This window comes from Sandarakinorhabdus sp. (genome assembly GCF_987265915.1).
In genome coordinates this window covers 2,957,844-2,973,189 of record NZ_OZ503948.1, presented here as the reverse complement: position 1 = coordinate 2,973,189, position 15,346 = coordinate 2,957,844, and the positions used below count along the sequence as shown (strand labels likewise).

Below are 15,346 nucleotides of genomic sequence, written 5' to 3'. Positions count from 1 at the left end.
GCTTAAATCCCCGCGTACCATTCATAGCCACGATCCGGCCAATAACCGCCCTTGCCGCCGCCGAACGGGGTGAGGCTGTCCACGGCCAGGATCTGCATCAGATATTTGGCCTGTTTATACCCCAATTGGCGTTCGACCCGCAGGCGGATGGGGGCGCCGTGGCCGGCGTCGAGGGGCTGGTTGTTGAGGTGGTGGGCCAATATTGTTTGCGGGTGGAAGGCGTCGACGAGATCCACGCTTTCATAATAGCGGCTCGATGATTGCAGGCCGCCCTTGCTGGCTTCGCCGCCATAATCATCGGCGCACAGGAACACGATGTAGCGGGCGCCGTCGCGCAGGCCGGCGGATTTCAGGATGGTGCCGAGCGGCACGCCGGTCCATTGGCCGACGGCGCTCCAGCCTTCCACGCAGTCGTGGCGGGTGATCTGGGTGCGTTGCGGAAGGCGGGCGAGGTCGGCAAGGCTGAGCGACAATTCCTTGTTCACCAGCCCGCCTACTTTCAGCCGCCAATCGGCAAAGCCGCCGGCTTCCAGCGCCTGCCATTCGGGATTGGTCGGCCGCTTCGTGCCGTTCATCTTGAAGACCGGGGAGATATCGGACGCGGCGAATTCGCGGGCCAGTCCATCGCGGCCGACGAGACGCTGCCAGCGATAGGTGGCTTGCTCGCCGGCGCCGACGATGGATTTCAGCGTGGGGTTGCTGGCCAGGGAATCACAGCCGGAGAGCAGGAGCCCGGCAGGCAGGGCGGCGAGCAGGTTGCGGCGACGCAGGATCATTTCGTACCCCCGATGGTCATGCGGCCGGTGATCATCGCACTGATGCCGCGGATCGGCCCGGCCAACACCACCAGCACCAGATGCAGGATCAAAAATCCGGCGATGCCGCTGGCCGCGATGAAATGCACCGATCGCGCCGATTGCCGGCCGCCCCACAGCGCATCCAGGAACGGGAAGGCGGCATTCAGCCCCGGCGACATCGCCATGCCGGTAAGGATCACCACCGGGATCAGCACGAGCGCCACCCCGGCATAGGCGAGTTTTTGCAGCACTTCGTAATGCAGTGCGGCTTCGCCCTTGGGAAAGTTGAGTTTCACATGCTGCACGATGTCGTGCCACAGATGCGCCGGCGCCAGTTCGCGCGCCTTTGGCAGGATTTCGCGCCACAGCCGGCCTGATACGATGCCATAGCCCAGCCAGAACAGGCCGTTGACGATCAGCAACCACGCGGCAGCAAAGTGCCAGCTGCGCGCCGTGGCCAGATTGCGCGTTGAGGGGAAGGTCGCCCAGTGCGGAAACGCCACCACGGTCCATTGATTGTCGTTTTTTGAAACGCCCAGCACGCCGGTGGTGTCGAAACGGCGATCACCGATCTCCACCCAGCCCTTGGGCGCATTCATCATGCCGCCCTGGCCGACTTCCAGCCATTGCCGCTCCACCTGATCCAGCGATCCGCCGCTGCCCCAATAGAGGCGCGGGTGGGCGCCGAAGATGTTCATCCCCGTCATCAACAGGAAGAAGATTGCCAGCGCATTGCCCCAATGGGTCAGCCGCACCAGCCAATGGTGGCGCAGCACGCGGCGTTCGGTGGCGGCAGGGGGGGAGGACGGGATGCTGGCCATGGAATGTCTTTCGTTGGAAATCGCCAAGGGGTTACATCCGATCGCGGCCTGCGCCATGAAGAACGCCATGTTGCGCATTTATTCGCCCACCGGCAACCGGACACTGGCCGATGGCGAGGCCTTGCCCGCCGATGCCGTGTGGATCGATCTGCACAATCCCACGCCGGCCGAAGAGGCGTTGCTGGAAACCGCACTGGGCATCGATATCCCCACGGTTGATGACATGGCGGAGATTGAAACCTCCAGCCGGCTCTATATCGACAATGGTGCCATCGTGCTGACGGTGACGCTGGCCACCGGCATCCTCGCCGAAAATCCGGAAACCTGCCAGGTCAGCTTCGTGCTGGGCCGCCATCATCTGGTGACGGTGCGGTATCACGCGGTGCGCAGCTTTGATAATTTTGCCGCCCAGGCGACGCGCAGCCCGGAATTATGCGCCGGGCCGGCGATGGCGCTGATGGCCTTGATCGATACCATCGTCGATCGGTTGGCCGATGGTTTTGAACATATCGGCCGCGCGGTGGATGCCATTTCCAGCGCGGCGTTTCGCCGGTCTGATCCGCGCGCCCGCGGACGCCAGGTGCGGCGATCGAATCTGGTGCTGCAATCCCTGCTCACCCGGCTGGGCGCCGCGCAGGACAGTTTGAACAAGGCACGCGAATCAGCGGTGTCGCTCAGCCGGGCGCTGTCGTTCCTGTTGTTTGCCGCGCCCAAGGATGCCAGCCTGGCGCCCCATATCAAGACACAGCTGCGCGATCTGGCCTCGCTGACCGATCAGGCCAATTTCATCGGCAACAATCTCACCTTCCTGCTCGATGCCACGCTGGGGCTGATCTCGATCGAGCAGAATGTCGTGTTGAAGATATTTTCGGTGGCGGCTGTGGTGTTCATGCCGCCGACGCTGGTGGCGGGTATTTACGGCATGAACTTTGCCTTCATGCCCGAATTGCAGTGGCATTTGGGCTATCCGCTGGCGTTGCTGATCATGCTCGCCTCGGCGGTGTTGCCTTATCTGATCTTCCGTTGGCGCGGCTGGATGTGACGGTTATGGCGCGTCCAGCGAGCAGCCATATTCGGGATCGAAGCGCGCCGTGCGGCTCGACAGCAGTGGTACCTTGGCGGTGATGGTGCGCGCCGCGCTGTCTTCGCTCACCTGCACGATGTCGGTGCCGGGTTCCCGGTCGGTCTCGCAACTGGCCATGTCGCGGCCGCCGACATAACGGCAGGCACAGACAACATGGGCGATATAGCCGGTGGCGAGCTGCGCCTGCTTGCCAGTGGTGGAATATCGCAGGCCCAGCCAGCCACCCGCAGCCGCGCACAACAGCAGCAGCGGCGCCCAGATCAGCCAGCGCCGGCGGGTTGGGGCAGGCGGTTGTGAAGGCGGGGGGGCAGATGGATCGAGCGTGTCACTTGCCAGCATGGGGGCAGGGCCTCTAGCGTGTAGGGATGACACGGTGCAGCATCCAGATCGCCCTCGCAAGCCTGTTGCTGGCTGGGCCGGCGGCTGCTCAGATGTCGGGGCAGGCGCCGGCCGCTGCGCCCGCGGCCATTCCCGCAGCACAGCCGGTGTCGGCGCTGCCGGCGGCAGATGCCTTTTTCACCGATCCGTCGCTGGGCGAAACCCGCGCGCTGATCGTGCTGCGCGATGGCAAGCGCATCTATGAACGCTATGGCACCGGCATCGGCCCCGGCACGCGGCTGATCAGCTGGTCGATGGCCAAATCCATCACCTCGACGCTGATCGGTTTTCTGGTGGCTGATGGCCGGTTGCAGCTCGATACCCCGGCGCCGGTGCCGGAATGGCGCGGTGATGCGCGGGCGAAGATCACCCTGCGGCAGTTGTTGCACATGGCGTCGGGCGTGAAGCATTTGGAATCCGGGCCAGCGCCGGAGCTGGCGGACACCAATCGGGCGCTGTTCGCCGATCTTTCGGGCGATATCTACAAGGCGGCCGTGGCCGAACCAGCCGAAGTGCCGCCGGGCACACGCTTTCAATACAACACGCTGACCACGCATATCCTGGCGCGGATCGTGGCCGATGCGGTGGCACCGGCGGCAAAGACGCCCGCCGAACGCCGCCGCGCGGTGCGGGATTTCATCAGCCAGCGATTGTCGGCTCCGGCCGGCATGAACAGCCTGCTGTGCGAATTTGATCCCCAGGGCAATCTTTATGGCGGATCACTCTGCCATGCCACGGCGCGCGATTGGGCGGCGTTCGGGCAGCTTTATCTCGATGGTGGCGTCGTGGCCGGCACCCAGGTGGTGCGGCCCGATTGGGTACGGTTCGTGACCACCCCATCGCCCAGCAACGGCGGCTATGGCGGGCAATTCTGGCTGAATCGCAAGCAATCCAGCGGCAAGGACAATGCACTGTTCTGGCAGAAGGGCCCGGCGGATGCCTTTGCCGCCATCGGCCATCTCGGCCAATATGTGATCATGGTGCCATCCAGGCGGCTGGTGATCGTGCGGCTGGGCAAGACGCAGGATGATGGGCTGCAACCGGTGCGCGATGGTCTGGCGCGGCTGGTGAACGGCTTTTCGCCAAACACTGGGCCGACGACGCCATGACGGCCGATTATCGCTGCATCGATATCAAGCTGGATGAACGCACGATCCTGTGGCGCAATGCCGATATCGAACAGGAACGCCGCGTCGCCATCTTCGATCTGCTGGAAGGCAATGAGTTCAAGCCGGTGGCCGCTGCCGAAGCCGGCCACCACGGCCCCTATAAATTGCTGCTCGGCGTGGAGGATGGCCGGCTGGACGTGACGGTGAACGACACGCTCGACCGGCCGGTCGATGCCTTCCAGGTGGCGCTCAGTCCGTTCCGGCGCACCATCCGCGAATATTTCGCCATCTGCGACAGCTATTACCAGGCCATCCGCCAATCCAGCCCCGGCCAGATCGAAACCATCGACATGGCGCGGCGTGGCATCCACAACGATGCTGCCGAACTGCTGAAGGAACGGCTGGAGGCCCGCGCCATCGTCGATTTCGATACAGCGCGGCGGCTGTTCACCCTGATCTGCGTGCTGCACATAAAGGGTCACTGATGTCCGTTCTGTCCGACCGCTGGATTCGCGAAGCCGCCCTGGCCACCGGCATGATCGAACCGTTCGTGGAACGGCAGACGCGCGGCGGCTGCATCTCCTATGGCCTGTCGAGCTATGGCTATGACGCGCGGGTGGCGGATGAATTCAAGATTTTCACCAATGTCGATTCCGCCGTGGTGGACCCCAAGGATTTCAACCCGAACAGCTTTGTCGATCGCAAAACCGATGTGTGCGTGATCCCGCCCAACAGTTTCGCCCTGGCCCGCACGGTGGAATATTTCCGCATCCCGCGCGACGTGCTGGTGATCTGCCTGGGCAAGAGCACCTATGCCCGCTGCGGCATTATCGTGAACGTCACCCCGCTGGAACCCGGCTGGGAAGGCCATGTCACGCTGGAATTCAGCAACACCACGCCGCTGCCGGCGCGCATCTATGCCAATGAAGGCGCCTGCCAGTTCCTGTTCCTGAAGGGCAATGAACCCTGCGAGGTCAGCTATGCCGACCGTGCCGGCAAATATATGGGGCAGAAGGGCGTGACATTGCCGAAGCTGTGAAATCTGGCTATATTGGGCATGAAGGGACGGCGAAATGGCCAGATATTCTGTAGTGCAAGCCAAAAACCAGTTCTCACGTCTCCTCAACGCTGCGCGAACTGGCGAAGCGGTGGAGATTACCAGCCATGGACAGGTCGTGGCCCGTATCGTCGGGCCCGAAACTGCGTCAACTGTGCTTGCTGATGACTGGCCTGCCCGGCGGGATGCGGCGCTCGAAAAATTGCGGCAACTGCGGGAGTCGATGCCGCCGTCCGACATTTCTTCCGTCGACCTGATCCGTCAGATGCGGGACGAAGATTGGCGCTGAGCCTTTATCTCGACGCCAGTGTCATCGTGCCCACGCTTTGGCCTGAGCCTACGTCCGAACTGATTATGGCGTGGCTGGGGACCCTGGATTCGATACCAGTCATCAGCAGCCTGGCAGCAGGAGAGGTCAGTTCTGCGATTGCGCGGCGGGTAAGGATGCGACAAATTACAGAGTCAGCCGCCCACCATATTCTCGCTGACTTCGACGCGTTTTGTGACGTTGCCGCCATCCGCTGTGATGTTGTGGACGACGATATTCGGTCGGGCAACCGACTTGTGCGCCAGTTTGGGCTGGGCCTGCGGTTGCCGGATGCAATTCATGTCGCACTTTGCCAGCGTCAGGGGTTTGTTCTTGCGACCCAAAACCGGGCACTGGCGCGGGCGGGAGAGGGCGTCGGCCTGTCTGTCTTCATGCCGGGTTGAATTTCGGTGGGCTTTTCCCCAACGCCCCGCTAACCGGCGACGGTGAGCTCCACTCCCGCCCCTTCGCAGGCCCGCATCGGCTTTTTCGCCGGCATGGGTGCCTATCTGATCTGGGGCGTGCTGCCCTTCTATCTGCGGTTGTTGCAGGGCGTGCCGGCCCAGGATGTGCTGGCGCATCGCATCATCTGGTCGGTGCTGGTGGTGGTGCTGCTGATCTCCGGGCTGCGGGGCTGGGGCAAGGTGGCTGCTGCGCTGCGCCAGCCGCGCCTGCTGCTGATGCTGTTCGCTTCGGCGGTGTGCATCACCATCAACTGGTTCGTCTACACCTGGGCGGTGCTGGCCGGGCACGTCATCGATACGTCGCTCGGCTATTTCATCAATCCGCTGGTTTCGGTGCTGTTCGGGGTTGCGCTGCTGGGGGAGCGATTGTCCCGCCTGCAATGGGTGGCGGTGGCGCTGGCAGCGCTGGGGGTGGCAGTGCTCGCCATCGAGCGCGGCGCGCTGCCGATGGTCAGCCTGGGGCTGGCGCTGTCGTTCGGCATCTATGGCCTGATCCGCAAGCAGGCGGCGGTGGATGCTGCCACCGGGCTGTTCGTGGAAACCCTGATGCTGGCGCCGTTTGCGGCCCTGTGGATCGCCGGCACGCCGCAGGGCTTCACCGGTTGGCCGGCCCCCACCTTGCTCATCCTGGCGCTGGGCGGGTTGGCGACGGCGGTGCCGCTGCTGCTGTTCGGCATCGCGGCGCGGCGGCTGCCGCTGTCCACCCTCGGCCTCATGCAATATGTGGCCCCCACCATGGTGTTGGTCGAGGCAGTGCTGATCTTCGGCGAAGTGCTCGATCCGGCGCGGCTGGCGGCCTTCTGCTGCATCTGGGCGGGGCTGGCGGTGTACACAGTTTCGCTCAGACGCCCAGTGGCGCCTGCGACAACAGCGCGCTAAGACAGCGTATATGGACCAGATCGTCATCCGCGGTGGCCGCCGCCTCCAAGGCCGCATCCAGATTTCCGGCGCCAAGAATGCCGCGCTCACGTTGATGCCGTGTGCGCTGCTCACCGACGAGCCGCTGACCTTGCGCAACCTGCCGCGGCTGGCCGATATCGACAGCTTTGGCCACCTGCTCAACAATCACGGGCTTTCGACCACCATCGAAGGCACCAGCCCGGATGAATTCGGCCGGGTGATGACCGTGCGTGCCAACCGCATCACCTCCACGGTCGCGCCCTATGATATCGTCCGCAAGATGCGCGCCTCGATCCTGGTACTGGGGCCGTTGCTGGCGCGCGCCGGCACTGCCACCGTGTCACTGCCGGGCGGCTGCGCCATCGGCAACCGCCCGATCGATCTGCACCTGAAGGCGCTCGAACATCTCGGCGCCGAGATCGAGCTCGCCGCCGGCTATGTGAAGGCCACCGCGCCCAAGGGCGGCCTGCCCGGTGGGCGTTATGTGTTTCCCGTGGTGTCGGTGGGGGCGACCGAAAACGCCGTGATGGCCGCCGTGTTGTGCAAGGGCGTTTCCATCCTGGAAAATGTCGCGCGCGAACCGGAAATTGTCGATCTGTGCAACTGCCTGGTGGCGATGGGCGCCAAGATCGCCGGCATCGGCACCGAAAAGCTCACCATCACCGGCGTGAAGGAACTGCACGGCGCCACCTATGCGGTGATGCCCGATCGCATCGAGGCCGGCAGCTATGCCTGCGCCGCCGCCATCACCGGCGGCGAGATTGAACTGGTCGGCGCATCGGCGCATGATCTGGGCGTGACCATCGACATGCTGCACGAAGCCGGCGTGACCACCCAGGCCACCGAGGACGGCATCATCGTGCGCCGCGATGGCCCTATGCACGGCATCAATGTTTCGACCGCGCCTTATCCCGGCTTTGCCACCGATATGCAGGCGCAGTTCATGGCGATGCTCGCGGTGGCCGATGGCGCGTCGCTGCTCACCGAAACCATTTTCGAAAACCGCTTCATGCACGTGCCCGAACTGGCGCGCATGGGGGCGGACATCACGGTGCGCGGCCGCAGCGCCGTGGTGCGCGGCGTGCCGCGGCTGACCGGTGCGCCGGTAATGGCCACCGATCTGCGCGCCTCGATGAGCCTGGTGCTGGCCGGGCTGGCGGCGGACGGCGAAACCACCGTGGCGCGCGTCTATCACCTCGATCGCGGTTACGAGCGCCTGGAAGAGAAGTTGCAGGCGGTGGGCGCGGATATCGAGCGCATCGGTGATGGCTGAGACGCGCCTCGCGTTGCTGGGTCAGGAACCCGGCGATATCGAGACATTTTCGGCACTGTTGCAGGATGCGACGCTGCGGTTGGCCGATGTCGGCCTTGATCGCAAGGCGCGGCGGCTGGTGTGCCTGGTCAACCGCTATCGCCGCGAATCGCCTGCGCCCAGCCGCATCCGCTGCGCCTTGCGCGTCGAAACCGTTGGCGCGGTGCAGCGCGCTGGCTGGTCCGACGATCCGGAGGCGGTGACGGTGATCCTCTCCCTCGCGCAGGATGGCGACTGGCTGGTGATCACCTGCGCCGCCGGCATTGCGCTCCGCGCCCGGGTGGAAGTGATCGATCTGGTGCTGGAGGATATTGGCGAGCCGTGGGCGACCACGCGGGTGCCCGATCACGGGTAAAGGACCCACCCCCGGCCCCTCCCGCAAGCGGGAGGGGAGCAGAAAGAGCAAAGACAAAACACTGGGGGTGGGGCTCGCCACCGGATTCAATCGGCCAGCTTGACCCGCCGCCCCGTCACCAGCAACACCGCCATCGCCACAATCGACTTCACCCCCGCCCCCGGCAACAATACCGCCAGCGCGGCCAGATCGCCACCACGCATGGCAATCACCGCCCCGCCCAGCAGCAGCAACAGGCCATGCCCGGCCAGCATCAGCAGCAAGGTCGGCCGCCAGCCCCAGCCCGGTGCCCAGCGCATCGCCAGCCGACTGGCCAGCGGCAGCGCAATCAGGAAGCCGGCGCTGAAGCCGCTCATCGCGCCGATGCCGCCCTTCAGGCCGGCCAGCACCGGCAGGCCCAGCGCTGCCAGCGCCAGCCAGGCGATCACCCCGGCCACACCCGCGCCGCCGGCCAGCGCACCAGCCAGCACGACGATCAGGGATTGCAGGGTGATCGGCACCGATCCCAATGGCAACGCCAGCGGCGCGACGGCGCACAGCGCGATGCACGTGCCGACCGCGCCGGGCAGGGCCGGGATCGGGCGGTCAACCTTCGCGCCGGTCATCAAGTGCCGGCGGATACCGCGCCGGTTTTCTTCATGGCGCCGGCGACTTCCGGCGGCATATATTTCTCGTCATGCTTGGCCAGGATGGTGTCGGCGGTGAATTGCCCGGTGGCCGCATCGATCTTGCCTTCGGCGATCACGCCCTGGCCTTCGCGGAACAGGTCGGGCAGGATACCAGTGTAGGTGACCGGCACGGTCTTCGCCATGTCCGTCACCACGAAATGCACGGTGGCGCCGTCGCGTTGCAGGCTGCCCTTTTCGACCATGCCGCCCAGCCGGATCGCCGCAGTGGGCGCAGGCCCCTTGGCGAGATCGGACGGCGCGTAGAAATAGGTCGCCTTTTCGCCCAGCGTCGAGAAGGCCAGCGCGCCAGCCCCGCCCAGCGCGGTGAGCGCGCCGACGACCAGCCACAGGCGTTGGTGCTTTGCCTTCATCGGCGTTTGCTTTCCTCGGCCTTTTTTTCGGCGCTGCGCATGGAAACAAAGGCCCACACAAGCAGGCCGATCAGGCCGACCAGCGTCAAGCCATAGGCCGGCCAGATGAAATTGGCCCACAGATCGGGGCGGGTGACGACGCCATCCATATCAGGCAACCGCCTCCGCCAGCCGCCGGCTGCGCGCATCGATGCGCTGCTGCGCCAGCATGGCCCGCATCCGCATCAACACGATGGCGGCAAACAGGAAGCTGAAGCCGCCCACCGACAGCAATAAGGGCGTCAGCAATTCCGGCGCGATCGAGGATTTGGCGTTGATCACCGAAATGCTGCTGCCCTGGTGCAGCGTGTTCCACCATTCCACCGAATATTTGATGATCGGCAGGTTGATCACGCCCACCAGCGCCAAAATGGCCGCGGCGCGGCTTTCGCCGCCCTTTTCGGCCTCGCTGGCCGACAGCGCCAGATAGCCGAGATAAAGGAACAGCAGCACCAGCATCGACGTCAGCCGCGCATCCCACACCCAATAGGTGCCCCAGGTCGGCTTGCCCCACAAAGCGCCCGAAACCAGGCAGATGGCCGTGAACGCCGCGCCGGCCGGCGCAATGGCGCGCGCCGCGATGGTGGCCAGCGGGTGACGCCAGATCAGCGCGGTGGCCGATGCAATGGCCAGGCTCAGGTAACCGCCGGCCCCCAACCAGGCGGCGGGCACATGCACATACATGATGCGCACGCTTTCGCCCTGCTGGTAATCCGGCGGGCTGGCGAATAGGCCGATCCAAAGGCCAGCCGCGGTCAACGCCAAGCCAAGCAATGCGACGATCGGGGTCGCAACACGGGCGATCTTCAGGAATCGCGCGGGGTTCGCAAAACGGTGCACGCCGGCCTTCTAGCAGAAGGCGTGCGGCAGGGAAGGGGGCGTGGTAGCGCGCCTCACCTACCGTCGATGCGCGTGCTCCAGCCATCGCCCAGGAACATGCGGGTGATGCGGCCGCCCTGTTCCTCGAATCGCACCACTTCGCCGATGGAACTGCCGCCGGTGGGCGCCATCAACTTGAACTGGCCGCCCCCCAGGGGTTCCAGCACACTGCGGGTTTCGGCGGCGGCGGCGGTCGCGCCCAGCAGCACCAGTTGCTGATTGAGCAGCACCACCTGCGTCACACCATCATCGCCGCCGCGATAACGCCCGGCAAAGCGCGCCCAGGCCGGGTCCCACGCGGTCGCAGCTTTGGGCTTGGCGGCCTTGGCGACGGCCTCGCCCACGGTGATCATCAACTGGCGGGCGATGTCGGACGGATTCGAATCATTGGTGTTGGTCAGAACGATCACGCCAACCTTGTCGTCGATCTGCGCCAGCGTCTGGGTGGTGTTGCCGGGATAGCCGCCGCCGTGGCCCACATATGTCCGATCCTTGAAGCGGCTGTGATCGAAACCCAGGCCTGACCCCGATTGCCAGTTTTCATCGACCGACCGCACGCGCAGCGCCTCGCGCCACGATCCAGCCGACAGGATATTGTTGCCGCCGGCCTTCGGCGCACGGCGGAACTGGGCGGCGATGAACTTGGCGAGATCGTTGACGTTGGACGACAGGCCGGTCGCCGCCGCCATGCCGCGCGCATCGACAAACCCCATCACGCGCCGCGTGCCGTCCGGCGTGCGCACCGCATAGGGCGTGGCGAGGCCGGGATCGGGCTTGTCGATGCTGGTGGCGCTCATCTCCAGCGGTTTCAATATGTTGGCGGTCACATAATCCGCCCAGCGCTGGCCGGTGACTTTCTCCACCAGCAGGCCGGCGACGGCAAAGGCCAGATTGGAATATTTCCAGCGCGTCTGCGGCGGGAAGGCGGCCTGGCGGGCGGGCATCAGCTTGATCAGCTCCGCCTCGGTCGGGAAGTTGTAGCTCGACCAGTGATCGCTGGCCTCACGCTGCAGGCCGCTGCTGTGCGACAAGAGCTGTTCGATGGTGATCGGGCCATCGTCCGGCCCGGCCGGCTTGGGCGTGAACCACGGCAGATACTTCACCACCGGATCATCGAGCCGCAATTTGCCGGCCTCGCGCAGTTGCAGCACGGCGATGGCGGCAAACAGCTTGGAGTTGGACGCGATGCGAAAGCGCGTGTCGGCGGTCATCGGCTTCTTCGCGGCGACATCGGCGTAGCCGAAGCCCTGGCTCCACACGAGTTGCTGATCCTGCACGACGCCCACCGCCACGCCGGGCAGGCCGCGATAGGCGATCTGGCCTTCCAGCCAGGCGCTGAACAGCCGCTCTGCGGCCTGGACGTCGGGATTGGCAGCGATTTCGGTGGCGGGCGGCGGGGCTTGCGCGAGGGCAGGTGTGGTGGCGAGCAGAAGGGCGATGGCGATGTGTTTCATGTTTGGTCCCCCGGTTGTGGGGACAGGCTAGCAGGTTGGTGCGGGCCGCCAAGCCCCACCCCCAACCCCTCTTGGCTGCGGGAGGGGAGCCGTTTCGGTTTGTGGTGCGCGCTTCTTTCACGCCCAATCTGCTCCCCTCCTGCTTGCGGGAGGGGCTGGGGGTGGGCTTACCCCAACCGCGCCAACGCCGCCGCCAGCCGCTCGGCTTCGGCGCTGCGCGCCTCATGATCTTCACGCGCCTTCTCCACCGCTTCCGGCTTGGCCTTTTCGGTGAAGCCGGGGTTGCTTAAGCGCCCGGCCAGCGCGTCGCGTTCCTTGATCGCGGCGGCCAGCGCCTTTTCCAGCCGGGCCTTTTCCGCGGCGAGATCGATCACGTCGCCGATGGGGATCAGGAAGGTGGCTTCGCCATGCACCAGTTGCAGCCGGCCGCCCTCTGGTGCCGAACCGGCGGTCACGCGCGCCAGCCGCTCGATGGCCGGTGCATTGGCGGCCAGGCGCGCTTGCGTTTCCGGCGACGCGCCTTCCACGGCAAAGGGCAGCTTGGCCGATGGCGGCACATTCACTTCGGTACGCGCCGAGCGGATTTCGCTGATCAACCCGATCAACCAGTCGATATCGGCACTCGCCGCCGCGTCTTCCGGCAGCGCATCCGTGGCGACCCACTGCGCCAAAATCAGATCGTCGCGCGAGCCGAGCTGGTGCCACAATTCCTCGGTGAGGAACGGCATCACCGGATGCAGCATCACCAGGATCTGATCGAGCGCCCAGCCGGCCACGGCGCGGGTTTCGGCCGCCACCGCTTCATCGGCGCCGTCCGCCAGCAACGGCTTGATCAGTTCCAGATACCAGTCGCAGAAGCGGCTCCAGACAAGCTTGTAGATGGCGTCGGCATAGGCATCGAAACGGAAATCGGCGATGGCCTGTTCCAACGCGCCAGCGCAAGCCTTCACTTCGCCGATGATCCAGCGGTTGACCGGCTGGGTGGCGGCCGGCGGCAGGATATCCGGGTGGCCGGCGATGCCGTTCATCTGGGCGAAGCGCGCGGCGTTCCACAGCTTGGTGGCGAAGTTGCGATAGCCTTCGATACGGCTCTCGTTCAGCTTGATGTCGCGCCCCTGCGTTTCCATCGCGGTCAGCGTGAAGCGCAGCGCATCGGCACCGAACTTGTCGATCAGCACCAGCGGATCGACAGTGTTGCCTTTGGATTTGCTCATCTTCTGGCCCTTGGCGTCGCGCACCAGGCCATGGCAATAAACCGTGCGGAACGGGACATCGTGCATGAAATGCAAGCCCTGCATCATCATGCGGGCCACCCAGAAGAAGATGATGTCGAAGCCGGTGACGAGCACGTCGCCGGGGTAATGGCGCGCGAGGTCGGCCGTTTGTTTCGGCCAGCCCAGCGTGCCGAACGGCCACAGCGCGGAGGAGAACCAGGTGTCGAGGACGTCCTCGTCGCGCCATAGAGCGACTGTGCTGCCGTTGTTGAGACTGTTCGCTTCGTCACGGCTTGACGCAAAAACGATAGTAGGCGCGGGCAATTTGTCCGATTTGTAAAATTCGTATGCCTTAGTGGCGGCATCCTCTTCCGTTTCCGCAACAAAGAACTGGCTATCCTGAGGTCTATTTTGCTTCTGTTCGAACATGTGTTCGTTGAGGGAGACGTGGAAGCGAGTTCCCTCAACTTCCCAAATAGGAGGCCCATACCACGCCGGAATCCGGTGCCCCCACCACAGTTGGCGGGACACGCACCACGGCTGGATATTCTCCATCCAGTTGAAATAGGTCTTTTCCCAGGTCGCCGGCACAAAGCGCGTGCGGCCATCATGCACGGCGGCCAGTGCGTCCTTGGCGAGTTCGGCGGCGTTCACATACCATTGGTCGGTCAGCCACGGTTCGATCACTACGCCGGACCGGTCACCATAGGGCATCTGGATGGTCTTGTTTTCGATGCGCTCGATCCGGTCGAGGGCTTCGAGATCGGCCACCACCTGCTTGCGCGCCGCCTCGCGGGTCAGGCCCACATATTCCGCCGGCACGCCGTCGCCCAAGCAGATATTGGCCTCGGCATCGAGGATGTTGATCCAGCCGATGGCCTTATTGCGTTCATACACCGCCCAATCGTTGAAATCATGCGCGGGCGTGATCTTCACCGCGCCGGAGCCGAGTTCGGGATCGGCATGTTCATCGGCGATGATCGGGATACGCCGGCCGGTGATTGGCAGTTCCACATACTTGCCGATGACGGAGGCATAGCGCGCATCGTCCGGATGCACCGCCACTGCGGTATCGCCCAGCATGGTTTCCGGGCGCGTCGTCGCCACAATGATATGGTCGGCGCCGCTGTCAAGCACCGCGCCATCGGCGAGCGGATAGCGGATGTGGGTGAAGGTGCCGGCGACTTCGCGCGTCTCCACCTCCAGGTCGGAAATCGCGGTCTTCAGCTTCGGGTCCCAGTTCACCAGGCGCTTGTCGCGATAGAGCAAGCCCTGATTATGGAGTTCCACGAACACTTTGATCACGGCCGCATTGAAGCCGTCGTCCATGGTGAAGCGTTCATTGGCCCAATCGCAGGACGCACCCAGCCGGCGCAATTGCCCGGTGATGGTGCCGCCGGATTCGGCCTTCCATTCCCACACCTTGGCTTCGAACGCGGCGCGGCCCATGGCGGTGCGGCCCGGCTGCTGGGCTTCGGCCAGGCGGCGTTCCACCACCATCTGGGTGGCGATGCCGGCATGATCGGTGCCGACGATCCAGCGCGCATCGCGGCCATTCAGCCGGTGCCAGCGGATGAGGATATCCTGCAGCGTGTTGTCGAGCGCATGGCCGATGTGCAGACTGCCGGTCACGTTCGGCGGCGGGATGACGATGGTGAAGGGCTGCGCATCGGGCCGCGCCGGGCGGAAGCGGCCTTCGCCTTCCCAATGCGCATACCAGCGCTGTTCAAAACTGGCGGGGTCAAAAATGCGGTCAATCATGCGACGGCGATAGCCGCTGGCTGGCGGCGGGGAAAGCCCGAAGGCGGCTTACATCTTGCCCGTCAGCCGCCGGATTTCCGCACGGGCGACCTTCTCGACGATTTCCGGCATGTTGGCATCCAGCCACGCCTTGATGTGCGGCGCCAGCATGTCGCGGATCAGCGCATCCAGGGTGATGGTGGCCGTGTCCGGCGGCAGGGTGACGCTGGCCAGCGGCACGATGTCGGGTTCGGGCTCTGCGGGCGGTGGCGGCGGTTCTGGCTCAGCCTCCGGCCCGGTGACGCGGGCGCGGATGGAGGCCAGAATGGCATCGATGGAGGCCGGCGGTTCAGACATGAGCAATCGTTACGCCAACGCGGCAGAAACTGCCAGAGCG

General features: G+C 64.8%; 19 protein-coding genes. 9 read left to right on the top strand and 10 right to left on the bottom strand.

Going from position 1 to position 15,346, the window contains the following annotated elements; translation table 11 throughout:
• Positions 1-2: 2 nt before the first annotated feature.
• On the bottom strand, positions 3-776 hold the full coding sequence (locus AC6UUM_RS14195; RefSeq protein WP_500802914.1) for a molybdopterin-dependent oxidoreductase: 774 nt from the start codon (positions 774-776) through the stop codon (positions 3-5).
• On the bottom strand, positions 773-1,618 hold the full coding sequence (locus AC6UUM_RS14190) for a cytochrome b/b6 domain-containing protein (protein ID WP_500802913.1): 846 nt from the start codon (positions 1,616-1,618) through the stop codon (positions 773-775). The genes AC6UUM_RS14195 and AC6UUM_RS14190 overlap by 4 nt, the downstream gene beginning before the upstream one ends.
• 55 nt (positions 1,619-1,673) lie before the next feature.
• On the opposite strand from AC6UUM_RS14190, the gene AC6UUM_RS14185 reads away from it, so the two are divergent.
• Entirely contained in the window at positions 1,674-2,660 is a 987-nt protein-coding gene (locus AC6UUM_RS14185) for a magnesium transporter CorA family protein (protein WP_500802912.1), read from the top strand.
• Between the two features lie 3 nt (positions 2,661-2,663).
• Here the strand turns inward: AC6UUM_RS14185 and AC6UUM_RS14180 are convergent, their stop codons facing one another.
• Positions 2,664-3,041, bottom strand: coding sequence for a hypothetical protein (locus AC6UUM_RS14180; protein WP_500802911.1), 378 nt, complete (start codon positions 3,039-3,041; stop codon positions 2,664-2,666).
• 26 nt (positions 3,042-3,067) lie between these two features.
• Between AC6UUM_RS14180 and AC6UUM_RS14175 the strand changes: the two genes are divergently transcribed.
• Genes AC6UUM_RS14175 through AC6UUM_RS14140 form a run of 8 tightly spaced genes read left to right on the top strand, consistent with a single transcriptional unit; the run spans position 3,068 to position 8,584 of the window.
• On the top strand, positions 3,068-4,189 hold the full coding sequence (locus tag AC6UUM_RS14175; RefSeq protein WP_500802910.1) for a serine hydrolase domain-containing protein: 1,122 nt from the start codon (positions 3,068-3,070) through the stop codon (positions 4,187-4,189).
• A complete protein-coding gene (locus AC6UUM_RS14170) occupies positions 4,186-4,674 on the top strand; it encodes a UPF0262 family protein (protein ID WP_500802909.1) in 489 nt (162 codons plus the stop codon). Before AC6UUM_RS14175 ends, AC6UUM_RS14170 begins: the two co-directional genes overlap by 4 nt.
• The gene (gene dcd / locus AC6UUM_RS14165; RefSeq protein ID WP_500802908.1) at positions 4,674-5,228 is read left to right on the top strand and encodes a dCTP deaminase; all 555 of its coding nucleotides are present in this window, start codon (positions 4,674-4,676) and stop codon (positions 5,226-5,228) included. The genes AC6UUM_RS14170 and dcd overlap by 1 nt, the downstream gene beginning before the upstream one ends.
• A gap of 34 nt (positions 5,229-5,262) precedes the next feature.
• Entirely contained in the window at positions 5,263-5,535 is a 273-nt protein-coding gene (locus tag AC6UUM_RS14160; RefSeq protein WP_500802907.1) for a type II toxin-antitoxin system Phd/YefM family antitoxin, read from the top strand.
• Positions 5,526-5,957, top strand: coding sequence for a type II toxin-antitoxin system VapC family toxin (locus AC6UUM_RS14155; protein ID WP_500802906.1), 432 nt, complete (start codon positions 5,526-5,528; stop codon positions 5,955-5,957). Before AC6UUM_RS14160 ends, AC6UUM_RS14155 begins: the two co-directional genes overlap by 10 nt.
• A gap of 42 nt (positions 5,958-5,999) precedes the next feature.
• Positions 6,000-6,896: an EamA family transporter RarD gene (rarD, locus tag AC6UUM_RS14150; RefSeq protein WP_500802905.1), complete on the top strand. Its 897-nt coding sequence runs from the start codon at positions 6,000-6,002 to the stop codon at positions 6,894-6,896.
• A 10-nt stretch (positions 6,897-6,906) separates the two neighbouring features.
• Positions 6,907-8,190, top strand: a complete 1,284-nt coding sequence (murA, locus tag AC6UUM_RS14145) for a UDP-N-acetylglucosamine 1-carboxyvinyltransferase (RefSeq protein ID WP_500802904.1) — start codon at positions 6,907-6,909, stop codon at positions 8,188-8,190.
• Entirely contained in the window at positions 8,183-8,584 is a 402-nt protein-coding gene (locus tag AC6UUM_RS14140) for a DUF2948 family protein (protein ID WP_500802903.1), read from the top strand. The genes murA and AC6UUM_RS14140 overlap by 8 nt, the downstream gene beginning before the upstream one ends.
• 86 nt (positions 8,585-8,670) lie before the next feature.
• Here AC6UUM_RS14140 and AC6UUM_RS14135 read toward each other — a convergent pair whose 3' ends face one another.
• From AC6UUM_RS14135 to AC6UUM_RS14105, 7 genes are all read right to left on the bottom strand, one after another.
• Positions 8,671-9,189: a biotin transporter BioY gene (locus AC6UUM_RS14135; RefSeq protein WP_500802902.1), complete on the bottom strand. Its 519-nt coding sequence runs from the start codon at positions 9,187-9,189 to the stop codon at positions 8,671-8,673.
• Positions 9,189-9,623 (bottom strand): cytochrome c maturation protein CcmE, encoded by a 435-nt coding sequence (gene ccmE / locus AC6UUM_RS14130; protein ID WP_353199381.1) that lies wholly within the window; start codon positions 9,621-9,623, stop codon positions 9,189-9,191. Before ccmE ends, AC6UUM_RS14135 begins: the two co-directional genes overlap by 1 nt.
• Complete coding sequence (ccmD, locus tag AC6UUM_RS14125) at positions 9,620-9,772, bottom strand: heme exporter protein CcmD (RefSeq protein WP_500802901.1); 153 nt, start codon at positions 9,770-9,772, stop codon at positions 9,620-9,622. The genes ccmE and ccmD overlap by 4 nt, the downstream gene beginning before the upstream one ends.
• Before the next feature lies 1 nt (position 9,773).
• Positions 9,774-10,502 (bottom strand): heme ABC transporter permease, encoded by a 729-nt coding sequence (locus tag AC6UUM_RS14120; protein ID WP_500802900.1) that lies wholly within the window; start codon positions 10,500-10,502, stop codon positions 9,774-9,776.
• Between the two features lie 53 nt (positions 10,503-10,555).
• A complete protein-coding gene (locus AC6UUM_RS14115) occupies positions 10,556-11,995 on the bottom strand; it encodes a serine hydrolase domain-containing protein (protein ID WP_500802899.1) in 1,440 nt (479 codons plus the stop codon).
• A 167-nt stretch (positions 11,996-12,162) separates the two neighbouring features.
• A complete protein-coding gene (locus AC6UUM_RS14110; RefSeq protein WP_500802898.1) occupies positions 12,163-14,970 on the bottom strand; it encodes a valine--tRNA ligase in 2,808 nt (935 codons plus the stop codon).
• A gap of 48 nt (positions 14,971-15,018) precedes the next feature.
• Positions 15,019-15,306, bottom strand: coding sequence for a DUF2497 domain-containing protein (locus AC6UUM_RS14105; protein ID WP_500802897.1), 288 nt, complete (start codon positions 15,304-15,306; stop codon positions 15,019-15,021).
• Between the last annotated feature and the right edge of the window lie 40 nt (positions 15,307-15,346).